Source organism: Kineothrix sp. MB12-C1 (genome assembly GCF_030863805.1).
Classification (GTDB): Bacteria; Bacillota; Clostridia; order Lachnospirales; family Lachnospiraceae; genus Kineothrix.
Map to the genome: position 1 here is coordinate 1124064 of NZ_CP132957.1, position 20992 is coordinate 1145055.

A 20992-nucleotide genomic window follows, 5' to 3' on the forward strand; every position below is an offset into this window, starting at 1 on the left:
GTAGCTGGGCATCTATTTTATGTGATGGAGGCACTTTCCTATTACATAAAAATACCCTGTAAGTACAATACTTACAGGGTTGTCTTTATGTGCACGACCGCACAATACACGTGCGCTAGAGGATTCGAACCCCCGACCTTTTGGTCCGTAGCCAAACGCTCTATCCAGCTGAGCTAAGCACACATCTGTTACGATTTGATTCGCAACAGTTGTATTCTACATGCTTCCCGAAAAAATGTCAAGCAAAAATCAAAAAAATTTATTATTTATCGTCATTCCGTTTTGATTCAAAATCCGGCAATTATGCCCTCCCCTTTCTATAGACTCTCACACAATTTCTTCCGGCTCCCTTCGCTTCATACAACGCTTCATCCGCCTTGCGGATAAATCCCCTCATTTCCAAATTACTGATTCCACCGGGAATATCCGTACATAAACCAATACTTACAGTCAAATGAGAGGAGCTATCATCCGCCTTCATAAATTTACTCTCTTCCACTGCTTTTCGTAGCCCTTCCGCATATGAGAGGGCCTGTCTCTCATCACAATTAAAAATAAAAATCAGAAACTCCTCGCCTCCATAGCGGATAATCTTCGCGAATTCCATAGGAAGACATTCTTTCATAATCTCCGATATCCGAACAAGACATTCATCACCTTTCGGATGTCCGTAAGTATCATTATACTGCTTGAAATAGTCTACATCCAACATCAGACACGATAAAGGTCTTTGTTCCATTCGATCAATACTCTCATGAAACCTGGGATGCACGATATCAGTCAGATACCGCCTATTGTATAATCCGGTCAGGCTATCCCTGCTGTTTTCACGGCTCAGGCGTTCATTCACCTCGGAAAGCCTCTTATTTTGCTCTTCTATCATCTCCTGTTTCCTATATATTCTTGCACGGTGCCCATTCAAATAAAGAGAAATCGCAAGAGCAGCAAGAGACACAAAAAGGCTGTCCATCCCTTCATAGCGAAACACCTGCAGGGGCTGTACAGATGAAAACGGACTATTCACACTGCATAAAGCAGAAGCCATTCCAAACACAGCAATGCTCTGCCATGGCTCTAATATGGCTAATGCCGAAACGATTAACAATGTAACTATGTATATTATCAACCCGCTTTCTTCCATCTGACCGGATAACATCATCTCGCAGGTGCTAAGTATGACCACCGTTACATACAAAAATCCAAGAGCCCCATAAAGGCCATAATTCTTCCCCTTTTTTACTTCCCAAATAACATCAATTGCAATAAAAAATAGGGTAATGACAAGCAAAGCCATTCCAAAAATGAAGGTTCCGTTTACAATTTCCATCTTTGCCCCGGAAAGATTCCCTGCCAAAAAAGATATTCTCCCCATCTCCGGCAATAAGAGCATAGTAATCCCGTAAATAAGAATAATTCCCCGCAACATATAATATGCATGCTTCGCATCATAAAGCAGCTTGCCCTGCACTGCTTTCCCATATGTTCCACCCGAACATAGTCCCAAATACTTTAATGCTTTTTCCATTCAATCTTCGCCTTCTTTTCCCGCCCAACCATTGAAAACGCAAAAAACACATGAAACCAGCCCCGGTTCCACATGTCTTTTGTAGGGTAAATAATTAATTTATCTTCATTTCTCACTTCAATTTCTTATTTTTCGTATAGGCTTCAAGTATATCACATCGCACTTATGTATTCAACTGATTAATAAAATAATCGGGCAATTGCTGAATCTTTATCCAGAATAAGTGTCTTATTTTCCCCCTGCAAAGAATTTTTCAATGCATCCAGGCTCCTAATATATGTATAGAAATCTGCCTTACTCTCATCGTTATAAGCTTCTGCCAATTTCTTCATATATTCGGATTCGCCTTCCGCTTCTAAAACAGCTGCTTGTTTCCTCGCTTCTGCCAGCATTACCGTTACTGTTTTATCCGTCTGATTCATAATCTTCTGGGCTTCTGATCTTCCCTCGGCCGAGAAGGAAGCTGCAATATTATTTCGTTCAGAAATCATTCGCTCATATACTGCTTCCTTATTATCATCCGGCAAATCCAACAGCTTAATTTCTGTCTTCACAATCTCAATACCATATTGTCCGATCGCCGAATTCGCATTGTTCGTTATCAATTCTGTCAGCTTTGTTCCCCTCGATGCTATGATTTCATCCTGGGTCATAGAGCTTATCACATTCTTAGTCGCATTATATGATGCCACACTGCTTCTGTCTTCCGCATTGCCGATGGAATAATTGAGCGTTTGTGCGAATTTCACCGGATCAGTAATCCGCCACAAAATATAATTATCCGTAATCATCGACTTCTTATCACTCGTAATGACATCTGACTGCTTAATATCATAAAGCATTAATTCTTTCGGTATCTTTTTAACAGATTGTATAAAAGGTACCTTGAAATTAGCCCCTGCTTCCGATACTACATATTGAATCTTACCAAACTGCGTCACTGCCGCATATTCATTTTCCGCTATCGTATAGATTGAATTACCAAATACAAATACTGCCACAATCAGTACAATAGCTGCTATAATCTTCGACTTTTTCATCTGCTTATCCTTTCTTACTCCGCTTTAAGCTCTACTCACCCTGGCTGCTTCCATTCTCCGCCGCAACATTGTCTTCTGTCTCATCCACTTCACTGTTATTTGTAGTCGCACCTTTGCGCATTGCTTCCGTTCCGCTCTCTGCCACACCGGAAAATGGCTCTAATGGAAGCATGTTCTGTGTGCTTCCGTTATCGATAATCACCTTTGCATGCGGCAGCACATCCTCCATCGTTTCGTAGAAAATTCTTTGCTTCGTTATTAAAGGATTCTTAATATATTCTGCATACATCTCATTAAATCGAGCTACCTGTCCTTCCGCTTCATTAATCCTTGCCGCCTTGGATGCCTCGGCCTCCTGAATAACCTTATCCGCGTCGGCCTCTGCCTGAGGTACTTTTTCATTCTGATATTTTCTGGCATTGTTGATTGCCGTTTCTTTTCCTTGCTTTGCTGTCTCAACCGACTTAAATGCCTGCATAATCCTGTCAGTAGGCGGTTCTGCATCCTGAATCGTCAAGTTAACAATCTGCAATCCAATATCATTCTTCTCTAACTCTTCGTTAAGCAGCACTCTGATATCTGCCTGAATCTGGCTCTTCCCGGTCGTTATAACATCGTCTACTTTATAGTTGCTTATAATCGTACGAATACACGCCTGGGCAGTATTGCGAAGAATCTCTACAGGGGAACCTGAAGCATAGAGATATTCTTGCGGATCACTTACTCTATATTCCAAGTAAAAATCTACATTAACAAAATTAAAATCAGAAGTAATCATCATAGCTTCTTCGGGCATGCTATAACTCGTATTATCTTCCGCCGATGTACGATAACCTATCTGTAAACCATGAGTAGTCGTGTCTACTTTAATTACATTTTGGATAAAAGGAAACTTCACATACAAACCTGCTCCTTTGACATCCACCACCTTACCGAACATCGTAATAACTGCCTGCTGTTGCTCTCCTACTTTGTAAAAACTTGCGAGCAAGCACACTAGCACCGCTATTGCAATAACTCCTATTTTAATTCCTTTTGTTACTTTTTTTAAATCGGCAGATGGCTTCTTTCCTCCCATTTCCCCACCGCTAAAACGCTCATATGCGTTTGCATTATCATTTCCGCCTTTGTACTCTTTTCCGTTCACTTTAATAACCACACCTTTCTACAGCCTGCAAACTTCGGATTGCAGGTAACATATTTTCAAGTAAAATAGTCACACTTTGTGTTCTATTATACACGATTATTAAGTAAATAAAAATTAACATTAAATAAAAATTTCCATACTTGCATCATTTTGCATATCAATGTATCATACAAATAATAGGTTTTTAAGGAGGATTATAGAATGCGGAAAGAGATCGATGTATTTAACTATGCAAATGAAATTATGAATGCCGTAAAAACGGGAGTCCTATTAACTACAAAAACAGAAGAAAAGGTAAATACCATGACAATTTCCTGGGGAACGCTTGGAATCGAATGGGGAAGGCCGATTTTTACTGTTTTTGTAAGAGAAGGGCGGTTTACCAGATCCCAGCTCGATAAAAAACCTGAGTTTACCATCAATGTACCTTACGGAGACTTCGACCGCAAAATACTCGGAGTCAGCGGTGCAAAATCCGGCCGTGATACCGATAAGATAAAAGAACTTAACCTAACATTAGAAACACCCGATAAAATTTCTGTTCCTGCGATTAAGGAACTTCCTCTTACATTGGAATGTAAAGTGTTATACTCTCACAAACAAGACGGAGAGAGGATGCCTGCCAGCATCAACGAGAAGTTCTACCCTCAAGATGTAGACAGCACTTTCCATGGATCCAACAAAGATTATCATATTGCTTACTTTGCAGAAATCGTAAGCGCTTACATTATCGAATAACCGGACCGGGCATTATCCGTAATAAAAGAAAAAGTGAGCATATCGCAATATTTACAATGCGGTATGCTCATTTTTCTTCATTTATCATATCTTTTTATCTAACAGTCTTTCAAAACCCTTATCGAATTTCACTGCATTAATTCCCAGGGACCATATTCTTCCGTACCGGGAACGTTCCCTTGCGTCCACCATTTCGCCTTATAAGTTTGCTCATTATAGATAACCATATCGCCAGCCACATATATTTTAGTCTGGTCATATGCACTTATCGTTCCAGGGTCCGTGGGATCTGTCGGATCCTCTGGGTCTACCGGATCTGTCGGATCTTCGGGATCTACCGGATCTGTCGGGTCCTCCGGGTCTACCGGATCTGTCGGATCTTCGGGATCTACCGGATCCTCCGGGTCTACCGGATCTGTCGGGTCCTCCGGGTCTACCGGATCTGTCGGATCAACTGGTTCTGCCGGGTCCAAATCAGTACCGGTCACAGTGAAATCTACAGTATGCCTTCCGATCTCTGCACCGGAGGGCATGATTCTCTGGGTAAGTTCGATACTTGTAATGTCTTGTAGATTAACGATACCGTCTACCTTCAATTTAAATGTTACCTTTCCTCCCGGTGCAACAATCTTACTATCATAGACAGTGGAAAGATCTGCAATCGCATAACCATCTTCGTTGGTCACCGTACCCGATCCATAACCTCCCGATGAGAACGTAGAACCGCTGGCTGTCTTAATATAAAGCTTAGGCGACTTAATTGTCTCATACGCCGTTTCCAAAAGAGCCAGAACTTCATCGGATTCATTCTTAGTGGAATTATTCTTAAGGATGAATTCATAACCCTTTCCCGAATAGTCGGAATATGTTTGTATCTGTGCCGTAATGGATAAATCAGGATTGCCAATCGTATATTTGGTGAGTTCTCCACTGCCGAAAAGTGATTGTTTGATCGTTTTCGTCAGTTCATCCTTACGTCCCGGCGTAGTAGTCTGCGCATCCTGAGACTGCATCCAACTGATAATACCTCCCAAGTTATTATCCAAAACATATTTCGCCTTTTCCTCGATGGAACGAATGTTATCAAAAGTAAAAAATGCCCCTGTGCTTTCATTGTATAAATATGGTGCCTTCGCATCGTCATCCCAATATTCCACAAGTCCCGGATACTTTGCTTTCAATTGGCTCATAGAACCATATCCCCATACACCGCCGCAGCGTCCGCCTTCCCCGGACTTAATAGGTGCTTCATTCAAAGCTCCATAAGTAAGAGATTGATCAGCGTCCTTATTAATCTGTGATGCTGTTCCAAATAATCCCGGGAGTCCGTCTACTCCGCCATCATTGCTGACACGTTCCCAACCGCGAGTATAGAATGCTGCACCAATAACTATTTTGTTCGCCGGAGCTCCCTGTGATAACAAATACTGCACACTGGCATCTACCGATAATCCGTCATCCGCATCAGGGTCATTGGGATTCGTGTAAAGCCCTGTATGATGCCCGCTTGCAGAATCCCATGCTCCACGCATGTCATAAGTCATTATATTGGCAAAATCCACTACTTCAAATAATCTTTCAATATCTACCCCTAAATCCAATGTCTTTTTCGGTGCCGGAAGAGCTACTGTCAGTTCATAGTATTTCCCCAGCTCTTCTCCCTGAGCATCCAAAGCTTCACGTAAATCATTCAATAAAGTGATATAATTCTCTTTATCGGCTACGGAAGCGTTCGGTGTTCCTTCATCATTCGTATTGTCCACCTTATCCGCACTGCGAACGGAACCCGGATATTCCCAATCCAAATCCACAAAATCCATATTCGCATACTTGATAAATTTCATTACGTTAGAAACAAAATTCTTCCTTACTGTTGCATTGGCAGCTACTGCGGAAAAATCTCCTGATTTGGACCATCCTCCGATGGAAATACCTATTCTCAAATTAGGGTTCTTCGCGCGTAAATCCTGAAATGCTGAAATCAAACCGGCATTCGCCGCTCCCCATTGAACATCCTGCATGCCTACCGGTGCGCCCACTGCGGCATCCTTATCTGTAAACTTCAACGTACCATTCGCATCGAAGTCCAGAAAGGCGAAGTTCAAATGTGTCAGTTGATCTGCCGGAATTCCTGATGGATAAAAATTGCCTTGTCCTCCCCAAATAGACCAGTCCCCATAATACATTACATTTCTCAGACGTGTTTCATCTTTGGTGTATTCTACAGCCCCCTGATTATTCGCATGGACAACTAATGAATCAGATGACAATAGAAGACCCGCACTAAGCAAAAATCCCATTGTTGTTGCAATGCAACGTTTCCATAGTTTCTTTTTAATCATGTAACTTCCTCCCTTTACTTTTTACTACACTGCCGCTCCGCTTCATCTTCTCCTTTCGCCGGCGTACGGAGAAAAAGAAACAGAAGCTTTATTATTTATCAACTTTACGTTGAGCAATGCCGAGATAACATATACGGGATAAAATACAAGGAACTACTGACCGCCCAAATTGAACAGAGCTACGGTCGCATTATTTCAAAATTAAGATTTTTATTTTTGCGTTTACTAATTACTTTCAATATAATTTGATATTTTCCACATGTCAACAATATACAATTTTTTGTGGACATATTGCCAATATTTTCATATTTACAGCAAATTTATCCAACTTAATTTGTTTATTTTAATCATATTTTATATATAACTTTACTTTTTAATATATTTTATATGCAATATGTATAATTACATATTGCTTTGTACTTATTCCTAAAAGCTGTGATAGTATATCCTGGCTTCATAAGCTCTGAAATGCTCTTCAGCCATATTATCCTTGTAATTACATAGTAAAAGTTCCGCTTTACTATCCTTCCATTCTTTAAGAATCGGGACATCAATTTCTTTTCCATGGAAATTTGCAATTACTAACAGCGCTTCTCCTTCCCCTTTCCTCGTATAGCAAAATAGGTCCTTATCTTCTTCCAGAAGCAGTTCAAATTCTCCATTTACAATAATTGGATAGTCCTTTCGCATTTGAATTAACTGCCTATAATAATGAAAAATGGAATTCGGGTCTCTTAACTGATCTTCCGCATGAATAGAAGGATAGTTCTCATTTATCTTAATCCAAGGTATTCCATCAGAGAATCCGCCATTCTTTTCTGAGCTCCACTGCATAGGTGTTCTCGCATTGTCGCGGCCCTTCGCATGTATGGACTTCATAATTTCTTCCTTGGAATAACCTTTTTCCAAACGTTCCTTATATATATTTAAGGTTTCTATATCCCGATAGCTATCGATATCCTCCCAGTTCACATTGGTCATGCCAAGCTCTTCTCCTTGATAAATATAAGGAGTTCCCTGCATACCGTGTAAAATGGAAGCCAGCATTTTCGCTGATTCCACCCTATATTCCTTATCATTTCCCCAGCGGGAAACGATACGTGGCAAATCATGATTATTCCAGAATAAACTATTCCATCCGCTTCCATATAAGTTCTTTTGCCATTTCGCGAAAATCTTCTTTAGTTTAATAAAATCCAACTCTTCCAAATCCCACTTTTCTTTTCCCTCCTGTTGGTCCAGAACAATATGCTCAAATTGAAATACCATTGAGAATTCAGACCTATCGGGATTACTGTACAGCTTTGCCCTTTCTATATCCGCTCCCCACGCTTCCCCCACTGTAACAAGATCCGCTTTTTGAAACGTATTCTTGCTCAGTTCCTTAATATAATCATGGAGCTTCGGACCATTTGCGGTTATTTTCAGATCCGGTTCTTTGGCAATCTGATCGATCACATCCAGACGGAAGCCTCCGATACCTTTATCCATCCACCATTGAATCATCTCATAGATTTCTTCTCTAACCTTTTCATTATCCCAATTCAAATCAGGCTGCTTTGGCGAAAACTGATGAAAATAATATTGCTTTAGTTCCGGCACCCACTCCCATGCCGAGCCTCCAAAGGTCGCCCTCATATCATTGGGAGGCAGTCCCTCTACTCCATCCCTCCATACATAATAACCATGATAGGGATTATCTACGCTCTTTTTCGCTTCTACAAACCATGGATGCTCATCGGAGGAGTGATTTAAAACCAAATCCAGAATAATTCGAATTCCTCTCTTTTTCCCTTCTTCTATAAGCTCTTCCATATCTTTCATACTTCCGAACATAGGATCAATATCCTGATAATCCGAAATATCATATCCATTATCATCCTGGGGAGATTTACACACGGGAGACAACCATATTGCCTCTATACCCAATTCTTTCAGATAATCTAACTTTTGAATAATTCCTTGCAAGTCACCAATTCCATCCTGATTGGAATCCTTGAAGCTTCTTGGATAAATTTGATAAATTACAGAACTCTTCCACCACTCAGATATTGTTTCTTTCTTCATAAATACCCTCCTGCCATTAATCTTAAAAGTCAATCCAAATGTTACTCCATAGTAACAGACTTGGAACTTCACATTCCAGCACATTGCCTCTGTCTGTTTTAATTATTCGATAATCCAGCTCCTTCACTTCACCATGATCCACATCCGGTGAAATAAAATAAACACCTTGCGGATTACTGTCGATCTGAACTCTCATACGGATATTTAACTTTTCCACTGGTTCTTCTTTTCCAAGATTCCAATTATTTTCTGTGCAGGAACAGAGGTTAATGAAGCTGATAAGCTTTCTGTCGCTATTTTCTTTAATCGTTATCCATATCTTGCCCGGCTGTGCGTCAACGCTCCATTCTTCTCCCATACACCGATACTCTGTATTATCCCATCCGATATGAGTCATACTTACATCGATTAAAGAATTATCATAAAACAAATTCATATACTGTATCATAAAATCATAATAATTGCGTAGCTTTTCTGCCGTCTCCTCTCCGATAAAAGAATGATCTACATAATACCCTTGGGTAAGAACTCCGTTCTCCTCTCCAAGCAGCAAATGATACGCACCATTTGTTATGATGGTTGCCATTAATAGATAGGCTGATACCGCTGCCCTCTCTTCTTTGTCCAGCCGGAAAGGTGCCAAATAGGCCGCTAAAATAATTGGCTTTCTGCCGCTGCACGCTCTTTTAGCACGTGAAATTATCTCCTTAATATGATGATAACCCACATATGGCTCCCATACTTCAATATAAATAGCATCCTGGGGAGAGTTTGCAACGGTATCTACCGGCCAGTTCCCCACATTGTTAAAAATAAGGTGGTTATCCAAAGTGATTTTATTTAATGCCAGCTTCGTATCTTCAATCAGTTCAGGAAATAATTGGTCTAGCCGGAGAAGCTCCTCATTACCAAAGGAAAAGGCTGTTTTAGGAAAACCATAGGTATCCATGTGAATTCCATCGAATCCAACACCTTCTACCGCCTTACAGTATTCTTCTATAATGTGGCTATGCCAGCGGCTTTTCCTTGATACATTCATTATATAGAAGGTGTCAATAAATACAAGCGGTTCTCCTGCACTCGTATAAAGGGCTAGTTCCTTGTTATCTTCATAAAATTCTTTCGCTGCCGCATAAATGGCTCCATATCCTATGGATTTCATTCCATATTTTTTACATTCCTGAATTTTACCTTTAATTACGGACAGATCGATTTCTTTCCCCATCATATCTTCATAACATGTTGACTCTGAAACAAGATCATCATGGCGGTATGACCAATCATAATATTGAACCATATTAATATGATACTTTCTCAAATTACGAACATCCTTATTGCTCCTGCCATCCTTTGTTGCAAAATCACTTAAAAACCCATATCGTATCGACATGGAGGAATCTCTTACTACATCGAATGCAGTATAATAGCTTTCTACTTTTTCACCGATGGAAATTAGTAATTGTACACCATAGCCTGAAAATTCCGTGTCAAAACCTTCTATTGTTACGTTCTCTATTGTGTCCTGAATCATAAATTTTTCCGTTCGGACAGCCTCCTGGAGATGGCTAATAGAGAGCGTACCTAACAATGGCTCTACGAGGTTCCCCTCTACTTCTACAATTAGTTTAATAGGTTCACCGGTAAGATATTGAGCTTTTTCCGGATATAAATCCACTTTCATTTTCATTCTCCTTTTTAAATTATCCTTTTACTGCCCCTTCTGTTAACCCTGCCATTAAACTCTTCTGAAAGATAAGAAAAATAATAATAACAGGTACAATAGCGATTACTGCCGTAGCCGCCATTAGATTCCATTTAGCCCCGGCAAATTGCTGAAAATATACGGACAAGGCTTGAGGAACATTATGTTTCTCGCTGCTTTGCAGGTAAAATACGGCTTGGGAATAATTATTATAGATTCCGAATCCATTTAATATTACAACTGCGGATATCGAAGGCTTTAGCAGCGGGAAGACAATATGCCAAAAAGTTGTAAACCAGGAACATCCATCAATACGGGCTGATTCTTCCACCTCTTTGGGCAGCGATTTTATATATCCCTGAAATACAAAAATTGCCTGAGGCATTGCGATTGCCGCACATACCACTGCCATCCCCCACAGCGAGTTAATTGCTTTTAACTTAATCATTAAACTATATAAAGGCACCGTATTAATAATCCCCGGTATCATCATACAGCTAATAAATATTCCAAAAATTATCTTATTGAATTTATAATTAAAACGAGCGATTGTATATGCCGCCATGGAACAAAGCAATACAATAATGATAAGGGTCAGAAATGTAATAATTAACGAATTTACCATTGCCCTTCCAATATTGGATTTGAACCATCCCTCTATATAGTTCAGGAAATAGAAATCAGGTATAAACATATTTCCTTCATAAAACACACGCTTGGGCGTATTTAACGATAAGATCATCAATATTACAAACGGAAACAGACACATGCTGCATATTAATAAAATAGCTGCATATCTTAACAAGTTCAAAAAATTATTCATCGCTATGATTCCTCCCTATTCTTCTGCCTTTTGCTTTGTCAGTCTCATGGAGATCAGTACCGGTATTAAAATAATAAAGAACATAATAACTGCAACCGCCGTTGAATATCCTGTTCTGCTTCCGTAGCACATTCTCATAATATAAATACTCAATGTCTCTGTTGAATACCCCGGACCTCCGCCTGTAAGCGACATTACAATATCAAATACAGACAAGGAACCAATGATGTTAGTAACCACATTAATTCGAATCGATGGTACGAGAAGAGGCAAAGTGATAAACCGGAAACGGCTTATGGAAGATGCCCCATCCATTTTTGCCGATTCATATAATTCTGTTGGAATTGCCTGTAATCCTGCCAAGTAGATTACCATTGTCATTCCGGCATACTGCCATACATTGACCAAAATCAAAACGAGCATGGTAGTCCAGTAGGAACCCAGCCAATTTCCGAATAAATCACCTTTTCCCATATTATTAAGAAAATGGTAAATGAACCCCCTTCCGGGCTGCAAAAGAAGATACCAAATATATCCCATAATTAAAGGGCTAATAATAGCCGGAAGATATATGATCATTCTGGTAATCCCTTTTCCTGTAAACTTACTGTTCATGAGCAATGCATAGATAAGCCCCACAATATTCAGTAGCGGCGCACTTCCCAATGCAAATAACAGTGTAGTTTTCACATCATTTAAGGCACGTTCGTCCTGAAAAAAGTTTCTGAAATTCTCCAGTCCGATAAAGCTCAGCCTTCCAATCCCATCCCAATCGGTAAAACTCATTCCAACACCCTTTATAAGGGGGTAGATAAAGAATATCGTATATAGAATAAATGCTGGAATCGCCATATATGTATGTAGACCAGTTTTTGTTTTTTCCATTATATATCCCTTCCTAAAAGTGCCATTGTACAAGATACAACGTTTCATTGTACAACGGCACTCCTCATTCCATATTCTAATTCATTCCATTATCCCAAGCTTTTTCATATGCTTCGGCGAACTCTCCTGCCGTATACTTTCCGGCAAATAATTCCTGCAACAGACGTCCTGCATCATCACCGGAGAATGCAGTCGGTTTTTCATTTGTAAAACCAATGTTCACCGCTGTGCCTATGGCATCATTCACTTCTCCTACAATAGTCGCCGGTGCCCACTCTGCATTTACATCCGTAAAAGCGCACGGTGCCTTGGACAGCTCGCTGTATTTCTTCTGATTTTCAGCATTGAATAAGAAGTTTAAGAATTCAATCGCTTCTTCTTTGTACTCGCTTGTAGAAGAGATCGAATAACCCGAATCCTCTGCACTTAAAACAACTGCTTTTGAACCTGGCATATATGCCGGATATGGTGCAAATCCGATTTTATCTTCCATGTCGGGATTTGCTTCTAACAAGCTGGATAGAACCCACATACCATTACTTAGCATGGCCGCTTTTCCATTGGCAAAGTCTTGTACGCAGTTATCGCTCGTAGCCGTTACCACATCGGTATTAATAAGTCCTTTCCCCTGTAACTCCAGCATCTTTTCAGCAAATACTGCCATTGCTCCATCTTCTGCACCGAAGTTTAACTTGGCTTTATCATTATCTAACATCGCTTTTTTCGTTTCTACTGCCCCATATTCCTGCTTTAAATAGCCATGCGGTATAAATTCAATCAGATGTCCTAAATGCCATGCTTCACTTCCGAAGATAAACCACGGTGTAACATCCGGTTTTTGCTCTTTAATTGTTTCAAGATTGCTTACGAATTCGTCCCATGTCGTTGGGACACTTAACCCCAGCTCGTTAAAAATTTCTTTGTTATAGAAAAATCCTGCTGTTGTCATGTTGGTACATACTCTATATTGTTTTCCTGATTTCACATCGGTACAAGCTTCTTTCATTGCCGGTGAAAGTCTATCCCACCATTCCGATTGCTCCGACAGATCGAGATATTTTCCTTCATCTACAAACCCTTGCTCATATGTAGTCATAATATCAGGTGCCTGGTCAGCCGCAAATTTTATCTTGATAATATTGCTTGCATCCTTTTGGTATTCCTGCATTACCGTAATTCTATCCTGTGAATCATTAAACTCATTAATAATTTCATTCATTAAATCAATTGTTTCAATCTTACCGGTAAAAAGCTTCAGCGTTACTTTACCATTTTTTGAATTTGCAGTATCCTCCACGCTTTTAACTTCTGCGGTCTTCTCTCCGTTACTCCCTGCATTCTGACTGCCCCCGTTGCCGCAGCCTGCAAAAAGACCCGTTATTAATGCTGCACATAAAATTACAGCAACTATCTTTTTTTGTTTCATAAACATTTCCTCCTTTTTTTGATACGTTTAGCTTAACACCCTGTTGCTTTGTTTTAAATACCACATTCTTTAGATTGAGGTTCGCGTTTATTGGATTATGAATAAAAACCATTGTACAAAAATTCTGATATTACTATAATGTGACTATACCAAGTAAACAATATACATATTGTGTCATGCAGGAAGGTATTAAATGAAAAATCATAAATTGTTATTAGCTCGGAACTGGAGCTTTAAGTCCAAACTTTTAGTCATTATATCTGCCCTTATTATATTTATTATCATGCTCATTTCCAGCTTTAGTTACGCCATGTACTCAAGGCATTTTACGAACGAAACGATTAAGCAGACGCAGCAGATTATTGAACAAGTGAGTATAAATGTAGATACTTATATGAATGAGCTTTATCGTCTCACTCTTTCTCCCTACTATAATGATTCCATTATGAAAGAGTTAGAAACACAATTGGAGGGAGATATCGAGCAGTTGGATAAAAAGAGAAATATTGAAGCCTTTCTCTCTTCTGTAATGACACTTCCAAGAAGTGAAATATTGCGGGTTTATATTTTAACAGATTCCGATTTATATTCTTATACAAGAACACCTTACGATATGGAGAATTACCATGATTATGCAAAGACACCCTGGTACCAACAAGCAAAGGTAACCTCCCTTCCCATATTTATTCCGGTTCATTCCGAGAAAGTGTTCGGAGATAAAAAGACACAAATATTTTCAATTGCTCAACGTATAAGAAGCAAGGAAGATAACTCAAAGGTATTGGCAGTCATCAAAGTCGATTCTAATTACGATGGAATTAAATCTATTTGTGATCAAGTGCAACTACAGGATAAAGGTTCCCTTTTTATTGTGGATGAAAATCAAAATATCCTATATCAGAATAATAAACTTTTAGAAAGTGATCTTTTATCTAGGCTAAATATTAATGAGGCGAGCGAAAATGGAAACTATATAAGGACGATAGAAAACGAAGAATATATTATCAATGCAGCTACTTTAAAATCTACCAATTTAAAAGTAATTGTAGTAAATTCTTATTCTGAGCTAAATAAAAGATCCATTCTTATAAGAAATACTACAATTATGCTGGCTTCCATATGTGCATTATTGGCAGTCTCTCTCCTGTTCTTATTTGTACAAAACTTTTTTAAACCTTTATTTAATATTATTAATCTTATGAAGGAAGTTCAACAAGGGAATCTGGATGTACAGACAGAAATCGCAAACAATGATGAAGTCGGGTATTTAGGACGATCTTTTAACAAGATGGTACTACAGATAAAGGAAATGCTAGAAAAGAATACTTTATTGGTAAAGGAAATTTATGAATCCAGATTTCTGCAAAAAGAAGCACAATACAATAACCTTTGCAGCCAAATCAGACCTCATTTTCTTTATAACACGTTAAATACTATCAGTCTGCAAATCAAATGTAATGAAAATGAAGATGCTCTCCATAGTATTGAACATTTGTCCTACTATTTACGAGGGATCATGAATGGAGATAAGAATATTAAACTCTCCTCAGAAGTCGATATCGTTACCGCTTACCTTGGAATTCAGAAAGCACGATTCGGCAATAGCCTGAATTATCACATTGATCTCTCTCCCGAAGTACAAGATTACATGATTCCTGCGCTAACCTTACAGCCGATTGTTGAAAATGCAGTAATTCATGGCTGCGAAGTAAAACGTGGAGAATATACAATTGTAATCACAAATGAAATACAGGATAATAAATTAATTCTCTCTGTATCCGATAATGGTATCGGTATAGAACCAACTCTTCTCAATACGTTAAATGAAAAACTTTCCTCTTCCATTCATCATGCACAGGAAGATAGTACTGAAACCATAACTGAAAGCATTGGATTAGATAATGTAAACAAACGAATAAAACTCCATTATGGGGAAGCCTATGGCTTACAGATGTTCTCCCAAACATCTCAGGGAACAAAAGTTATTGTAACCCTTCCTTATGATTCGCCCCTGAAAGAAAGGTTAAAACTATGTACACTACTTTAATTGTAGATGATGAACAACTTATGCTCCGTTATCTGGAAAAAAACTTAAATTTACTTTCTCCTGACTTTTGTGTTACAGGAATCGCTTGTGATGGATTGGAGGCAATCGAACTGTTGGAAAAACAGAGCTTCGACTTAGTAATTACAGATATAAAAATGCCTGAAATGGATGGTCTTAATCTTGCAAAATACATTGGAGATACTTGCAAACACACGAAAGTAATTATCATTTCCGGATATAATGATTTCGAATATGCAAGAACAGCTATCAAATATGGCGTATCCGACTACCTGCTAAAACCAATCAGTGATAATAGTCTCGTAGAAACGTTGTCTTCTGTTAAGGAATATCTTAAAGAAGAAGCTAAGAACAAGCATTCTCCTACCAGAGACTATGCAAGCCATTTTACCAATGAAGAGCAGTTGAAAAACACCTTCCTTTCCGCAATTATTAAAAATAATCAAGATGATATCCAGCCCCTTTATTCCTTTATAAAAAACAAGGATATGATATTTACTAAGTCCTATTCCTGTATCCTTCTCCTTAGTATCGATGACTTGTCACTGCTTCTTTACGATAAAGGTATCTATTACTCCTCTTATCGTTATGAGTTAGTAAGGCAATGCCAGTTGTATTGCAAAAATCATGATATTGGCTTTACTTATGATAGCGAAGGCTATCCTATCTTATTAATTACGGAGGACTCGGAAGACCAGGTTCTACTACTCGCTAACTCCATATATAAAGATATTCGGGATAATTCCTGGGATAATAACCAGGTCCATATTACAGGAGCAATTGGATGTCTTGTTTCCGATACGATGAAATTATCCCATTCTTATATTACTGCGATGGAGTCGTTTGCTCTTACCTTAAAAGATGTAAAATCACCTATTTCTTCTAATCATTTTTTCAGTTATCAGAACTTTATCCATGAGGTGCATGCCTTGTGTGAAGCTCTATATTATGATTATGTTTCTAAAAATAATATAAAAGCTGCTTCTAACATGCTTCTTTATGTGAATTTATTCGAAGAAAAAATAAATACAGCTTCTATTTTAAAATATGGCAGCTATCTCATACGATATGTTTCCCGCAAATGTAACATCAAATCTCAATTTATACGCTGTGCATTTAATGAATTAATGAAAGGCATTAATCAAATAATTGTTGCGGATGCTATAGATAAGAAGCATGCTCAGGAGCTTCTCCTTCAAGCTTTTAAAGCTTTAGATCATGACAAGATCTTAAATACTCTTCCTGAAGCTTCCAGATTGATAGAAAATGCCAAGGAGTATATCTGCACTCATTATGAGGAACAAATCAGCCTAATGTCCGTCGCTGATTATCTAGATATTAATCCTACTTATCTTAGCAATTTATTTCATAAAGTAATTGGAGAACCTTATACGAAGTACATTGCTAGGATCCGCATGGAAAAAGCGGTTTTACTATTAAAAAGTAATCCAAACGAAAAAATATATGTAATTGCAGAAAAAACAGGCTTTGTAAGCGCAAAGCATTTTAACCATGTCTTTAAAAAATTTTATGGGGTCACTCCTACGGAATATATCAAAGGTTAATACTATAGCCGGAAGAATCCAATCATTTCATCTAAACCCTCTGCACTCTTTTGATTTTCTATAGTTTTAAGCAACACATCATCTGTCTTCGTTGCAATATCTGTTACCTTTTCCGCAATATCCGTTGTTCCTTCTGCTCCCTCTCCTGCTGCTATCGTTATTCCATCAATTGCCTGCCTCATCTGCTGAATAGTATCATACAACTGCTCGGTTATCCTATTGATTTCAACCACTACTTCCTGAACCATATCGGCATCTTTATTATATTGCCGGCTTGTACTAACTAACATTTTATAATCTTTCAACACCTGATTATCTACAAATTCAAGAAGAGCACTCGAATCCTTTACTACACTTCCCACTGCTTCGGACACATTTTCTGTAATATCATTTATCCTGGAAACGGCCCGTTTGGAGTTCTCTGCAAGTACTCTTATTTCATCCGCAACAACTGCAAATCCTTTTCCTGCTTCTCCGGCTCTTGCCGCTTCTATTGCTGCATTCAAAGCCAGAAGATTCGTTTGAGAAGTTATCTGCAGTATCGCTTGAGAAAGTTCCTTTATTTCTTCAATCGCTTCCGTTTTCTTTATGGAATCTCTTAGCTGAATATTCGTCTTATCATATATATCGATTGCATTTTGATGGGAAACACCAGTTTCTTCTTTTAGCTTTTCAGCTCGTTGCTTAATTTCATTAGCCAAATTTTCACCATGAAGTGTCTTGTCTTTCATATTGGAAACTTCTGATTCTATTTCATAGGTGGATGCATTCATTTCCTCCGTAGCTGCAGAGGTCTCTTCCATACCTGCTGACAACTCCTCGGTCGTAGCGGAAATATCTTCAATATTATTATGTATCACTTCCATATTCTTTAATGTTCGGTTCGCAATATTTCTTACATTTTCCGATTCCTGCTGAATCTTCTTTATAATATCTGCAATTCGTTCCTGCATATGATTCGCCGAATTGGCAATTGCGCCTATCTCATCTTTTCTCTTCAATATGTTTTTATCATCAAAATGAGAATTAAATTCTCCTTCTTCCATGCGCTTAAGTCTATCTTGTATCAGGCCGATTCCTTTGGAAATCATATTTCCCAAGACATAAGACACCGCAATACCTATTATAAGTAGAATGCTTGATAATAATGTAATCATTATCATTACATGATTAATCTTTTCGGTAACTATATTCGTATATACACCAACAAACCACATCCCAATAACGGCTCCTGTGGTATCCTTAATCGGAACATAATATGTCTGTGCTGATTTCCCAAGAATATCTGCCGTTCCTGTATAAGCCTCTCCATTATCGATGACACTTTGCACCACTTCTGAGGATGCCTGTGTACCGATCATTCTATTTCCGCTTTCATCCATTACATTGGTTGCAACTCTCGTATCATTTAGAAAAATAGTTGCCAGAATAGATGATCCTTTTGTAAATGCATCGATTATTTCATAATTTTCATTTATCTGTATATCCCCTTTATACAGTTTCCCATCTTGGACAGACCAGTCGCCGGCGTACGTTTTCTCAAGCAACTGCATCCCCATATTGGCATAATTAGTAAGCTCCTCTTTATTTTCCTCAAAAAATAAATCATTGACTTTTGCATGCGTAAACATAATAATTGACGAAGTTAATAATAGGATAACCCCCACCGAAGCCGTTATAATCTTCCATTTGATTTTCATTAGTTTTCTCCTCAGCTAATATTTTTTTGTAACAGCTTTTCGTTCTTTGTATATGGTTCATTCATTACTGTTTCTTTTATACTACTTTCATTTATAGAAGTAAATATCAGTAAGGACACTTTATATTTTTTTCAAATAAAATGAGACTATTGCTTCAAAATGAAAAATAAGTCATGAAACAATAGCCTTTTTTAGTTTTTTATTTTACTAATTTCTACAATTTATAATACTTTTTATTTATTTCCACTTTATAACTCTTTTCTGCAATTGCATAACCAATGTATTCAGTATGGTGACTACAATAGCAATCCATATGATTCCTGCAATAACTCTTGTATAATCCGCATAGTCAGAATACTTTTTCACAAAGTAGCCGAGTCCGGCACTCGCTCCCAGCATTTCTGCTCCGGTCAGACAGAGCATTGCCGATGTCAACGAAATGGATAACCTTCCGATTACATCCGGCAGAGAATAGGGAAGAATAATTTTAAAAAGCATTGTCGGCAAAGATACTTCCATGGCTCTCGCAGAATCGATTATCTTTGGATCTACACTTCCCGCTTTGGCAATCATACTCATGAAATTAGGCCAGAACACAGCCGAAAAGATAATAAAAATAGATGCATGACGAAAGGATGGCATAAGCGCCACAACATATGGTGTGTACACTAAGGGCGGAATACTGCTTATCACTCTTGTGATGGGAAGAAGCGTATCTCTCAATCTAGGTACATATCCAACAAAAAGCCCTCCAAAAATCCCCAATATCATCGCATAAGCGATTCCTTGCAATAATATAATCATAGAACTGCTAAGTCCGGCAATCAAATCCATCCAGTTCAGATAAAAAATATGAAATACCTTCTCCGGTGAAGGCAGCAATACCGGATGGGTATATCCCAATTTCGCCACAATTTCCCAAAGTATCAAAACTGCGTATACGACCTTTATGATATCTGAAACACTTTTCTTTTTCGTTCTCCATAGGGTAAAAAGGTAAATACATTCCATAAGCAGTATGGCTGTTACAAAGGATACGGGTACCTCAGTACCTGCCGTACTTGGCAGAAATAGAACCAATCCCAACAATGCCAGAAACAGGAGGCTAGAAATTATCATATCATTATCTTCTCCATTCCGATTTTTTCAGCCATACTTTTATAAAACAGATTCATTAACTGTTTATGGAGCTGTACAAACTCCTGGCTCCCTATTAGTTTCTCTTTTGTTCTGGGCCTTTCCAATTCCACTTCGATGTCCGCCTGAATGTCCTTGTCTCCTAAAAACAGAATACGGTCCGAAAGAAGGATTGCCTCTTCAATATCATGAGTCACAAAAAGTACCGTTTTTTTCTCTTCTTTGGAAAGTCTGCTAATCATCTCCTGTAAGGCACTCCTGTTTTTCGGATCGACTGCGCCAAAGGGTTCATCCATAAGAAATATATCCGCATTTGAGGCCATCAGCCTGGCAATAGCGACCCTTTGCTGCATTCCTCCTGAGAGCTGTGAAGGATATTTCTTTTTGGCATCGCCGAGCCCGACCTTATCCAGATAATATTCTGCTCTCTCCAGCATTTCCTTACGTGTTCCCTTATATTTGCTCTGCTTCATGGCAAATGTTATATTATGGGTGGCATCCATCCATGGGAATAAAGAATAGTGTTGAAATACTACTCCTCTCTCCGTTCCTGGACCCTCTATTTTCTTCTCATCAATGTATACGGCCCCGCTGCTAGCCTTATTGAGGCCCTCTATTACACTTAAGAGAGAACTCTTGCCGCAACCGGAAGGACCTATCATGCAGACGAACTCCCCTTCTTTCACAGAGAGATTCACCTTTTCAAATGGTGCAAATCCTCCTTTTTCATCCTCATATATCAGTGTTAAATTTTCAAGTCTGATTTTATCCATTGCATTCCAACCTCTCTGTGAATGTCATAAATTAAATATAATATCCCGATCCGACTT

At 38.6% G+C, this 20992-nt stretch carries 15 protein-coding genes and 1 tRNA gene; 3 read left to right on the top strand and 13 right to left on the bottom strand.

The annotated features are described in order from the left end of the window. Positions 1-109: 109 nt before the first annotated feature. From RBB56_RS05230 to hflK, 4 genes are all read right to left on the bottom strand, one after another. A tRNA-Arg gene (locus RBB56_RS05230) sits at positions 110-183 on the bottom strand. 118 nt (positions 184-301) lie between these two features. Then, positions 302-1525 (bottom strand): GGDEF domain-containing protein, encoded by a 1224-nt coding sequence (locus RBB56_RS05235; RefSeq protein ID WP_306721333.1) that lies wholly within the window; start codon positions 1523-1525, stop codon positions 302-304. Positions 1526-1704: 179 nt separating this feature from the next. Then, entirely contained in the window at positions 1705-2565 is an 861-nt protein-coding gene (gene hflC, locus RBB56_RS05240) for a protease modulator HflC (RefSeq protein ID WP_306721334.1), read from the bottom strand. A gap of 31 nt (positions 2566-2596) precedes the next feature. After that, positions 2597-3724, bottom strand: a complete 1128-nt coding sequence (hflK, locus tag RBB56_RS05245; RefSeq protein ID WP_306721335.1) for an FtsH protease activity modulator HflK — start codon at positions 3722-3724, stop codon at positions 2597-2599. A 189-nt stretch (positions 3725-3913) separates the two neighbouring features. On the opposite strand from hflK, the gene RBB56_RS05250 reads away from it, so the two are divergent. Next, positions 3914-4450: a flavin reductase family protein gene (locus RBB56_RS05250; RefSeq protein WP_306721336.1), complete on the top strand. Its 537-nt coding sequence runs from the start codon at positions 3914-3916 to the stop codon at positions 4448-4450. Positions 4451-4578: 128 nt separating this feature from the next. Here RBB56_RS05250 and RBB56_RS05255 read toward each other — a convergent pair whose 3' ends face one another. From RBB56_RS05255 to RBB56_RS05280, 6 genes are all read right to left on the bottom strand, one after another. Further along, positions 4579-6792 (bottom strand): glycosyl hydrolase family 18 protein, encoded by a 2214-nt coding sequence (locus RBB56_RS05255; protein WP_306721337.1) that lies wholly within the window; start codon positions 6790-6792, stop codon positions 4579-4581. 426 nt (positions 6793-7218) lie between these two features. After that, positions 7219-8859: a glycoside hydrolase family 13 protein gene (locus tag RBB56_RS05260; RefSeq protein ID WP_306721338.1), complete on the bottom strand. Its 1641-nt coding sequence runs from the start codon at positions 8857-8859 to the stop codon at positions 7219-7221. A gap of 22 nt (positions 8860-8881) precedes the next feature. Next, positions 8882-10540, bottom strand: a complete 1659-nt coding sequence (locus RBB56_RS05265; protein ID WP_306721339.1) for a glycoside hydrolase family 66 protein — start codon at positions 10538-10540, stop codon at positions 8882-8884. A gap of 19 nt (positions 10541-10559) precedes the next feature. Beyond that, complete coding sequence (locus tag RBB56_RS05270) at positions 10560-11384, bottom strand: carbohydrate ABC transporter permease (protein ID WP_306721340.1); 825 nt, start codon at positions 11382-11384, stop codon at positions 10560-10562. Between the two features lie 15 nt (positions 11385-11399). Continuing rightward, positions 11400-12269 carry a carbohydrate ABC transporter permease gene (locus RBB56_RS05275; protein ID WP_306721341.1) on the bottom strand — a complete coding sequence of 290 codons (870 nt, stop codon included), beginning with the start codon at positions 12267-12269 and terminating at the stop codon, positions 11400-11402. Positions 12270-12345: 76 nt separating this feature from the next. Beyond that, positions 12346-13695, bottom strand: a complete 1350-nt coding sequence (locus RBB56_RS05280) for an ABC transporter substrate-binding protein (protein WP_306721342.1) — start codon at positions 13693-13695, stop codon at positions 12346-12348. 193 nt (positions 13696-13888) lie between these two features. Between RBB56_RS05280 and RBB56_RS05285 the strand changes: the two genes are divergently transcribed. Both RBB56_RS05285 and RBB56_RS05290 read left to right on the top strand, forming a co-directional pair. Further along, a complete protein-coding gene (locus tag RBB56_RS05285) occupies positions 13889-15742 on the top strand; it encodes a cache domain-containing sensor histidine kinase (protein WP_306721343.1) in 1854 nt (617 codons plus the stop codon). Then, complete coding sequence (locus RBB56_RS05290; protein WP_306721345.1) at positions 15727-17325, top strand: response regulator transcription factor; 1599 nt, start codon at positions 15727-15729, stop codon at positions 17323-17325. The genes RBB56_RS05285 and RBB56_RS05290 overlap by 16 nt, the downstream gene beginning before the upstream one ends. Before the next feature lie 2 nt (positions 17326-17327). Here RBB56_RS05290 and RBB56_RS05295 read toward each other — a convergent pair whose 3' ends face one another. From RBB56_RS05295 to RBB56_RS05305, 3 genes are all read right to left on the bottom strand, one after another. After that, positions 17328-19025 (bottom strand): methyl-accepting chemotaxis protein, encoded by a 1698-nt coding sequence (locus RBB56_RS05295; protein ID WP_306721346.1) that lies wholly within the window; start codon positions 19023-19025, stop codon positions 17328-17330. Between the two features lie 237 nt (positions 19026-19262). Continuing rightward, a complete protein-coding gene (locus RBB56_RS05300; RefSeq protein ID WP_306721348.1) occupies positions 19263-20144 on the bottom strand; it encodes an ABC transporter permease in 882 nt (293 codons plus the stop codon). Further along, on the bottom strand, positions 20141-20935 hold the full coding sequence (locus RBB56_RS05305) for an ABC transporter ATP-binding protein (RefSeq protein ID WP_306721349.1): 795 nt from the start codon (positions 20933-20935) through the stop codon (positions 20141-20143). Before RBB56_RS05305 ends, RBB56_RS05300 begins: the two co-directional genes overlap by 4 nt. Positions 20936-20992: the final 57 nt, after the last annotated feature.

Coding starts and splice junctions, on each gene's coding strand:
- RBB56_RS05235 (WP_306721333.1), bottom strand. CDS start 1,525: ATGGAAAAAGCATTAAAGTATTTGGGACTATGTTCGGGTGGAACATAT.
- hflC (WP_306721334.1), bottom strand. CDS start 2,565: ATGAAAAAGTCGAAGATTATAGCAGCTATTGTACTGATTGTGGCAGTA.
- RBB56_RS05250 (WP_306721336.1), top strand. CDS start 3,914: ATGCGGAAAGAGATCGATGTATTTAACTATGCAAATGAAATTATGAAT.
- RBB56_RS05255 (WP_306721337.1), bottom strand. CDS start 6,792: ATGATTAAAAAGAAACTATGGAAACGTTGCATTGCAACAACAATGGGA.
- RBB56_RS05260 (WP_306721338.1), bottom strand. CDS start 8,859: ATGAAGAAAGAAACAATATCTGAGTGGTGGAAGAGTTCTGTAATTTAT.
- RBB56_RS05265 (WP_306721339.1), bottom strand. CDS start 10,540: ATGAAAGTGGATTTATATCCGGAAAAAGCTCAATATCTTACCGGTGAA.
- RBB56_RS05270 (WP_306721340.1), bottom strand. CDS start 11,384: ATGAATAATTTTTTGAACTTGTTAAGATATGCAGCTATTTTATTAATA.
- RBB56_RS05275 (WP_306721341.1), bottom strand. CDS start 12,269: ATGGAAAAAACAAAAACTGGTCTACATACATATATGGCGATTCCAGCA.
- RBB56_RS05280 (WP_306721342.1), bottom strand. CDS start 13,695: ATGAAACAAAAAAAGATAGTTGCTGTAATTTTATGTGCAGCATTAATA.
- RBB56_RS05285 (WP_306721343.1), top strand. CDS start 13,889: ATGAAAAATCATAAATTGTTATTAGCTCGGAACTGGAGCTTTAAGTCC.
- RBB56_RS05290 (WP_306721345.1), top strand. CDS start 15,727: ATGTACACTACTTTAATTGTAGATGATGAACAACTTATGCTCCGTTAT.
- RBB56_RS05295 (WP_306721346.1), bottom strand. CDS start 19,025: ATGAAAATCAAATGGAAGATTATAACGGCTTCGGTGGGGGTTATCCTA.
- RBB56_RS05300 (WP_306721348.1), bottom strand. CDS start 20,144: ATGATAATTTCTAGCCTCCTGTTTCTGGCATTGTTGGGATTGGTTCTA.
- RBB56_RS05305 (WP_306721349.1), bottom strand. CDS start 20,935: ATGGATAAAATCAGACTTGAAAATTTAACACTGATATATGAGGATGAA.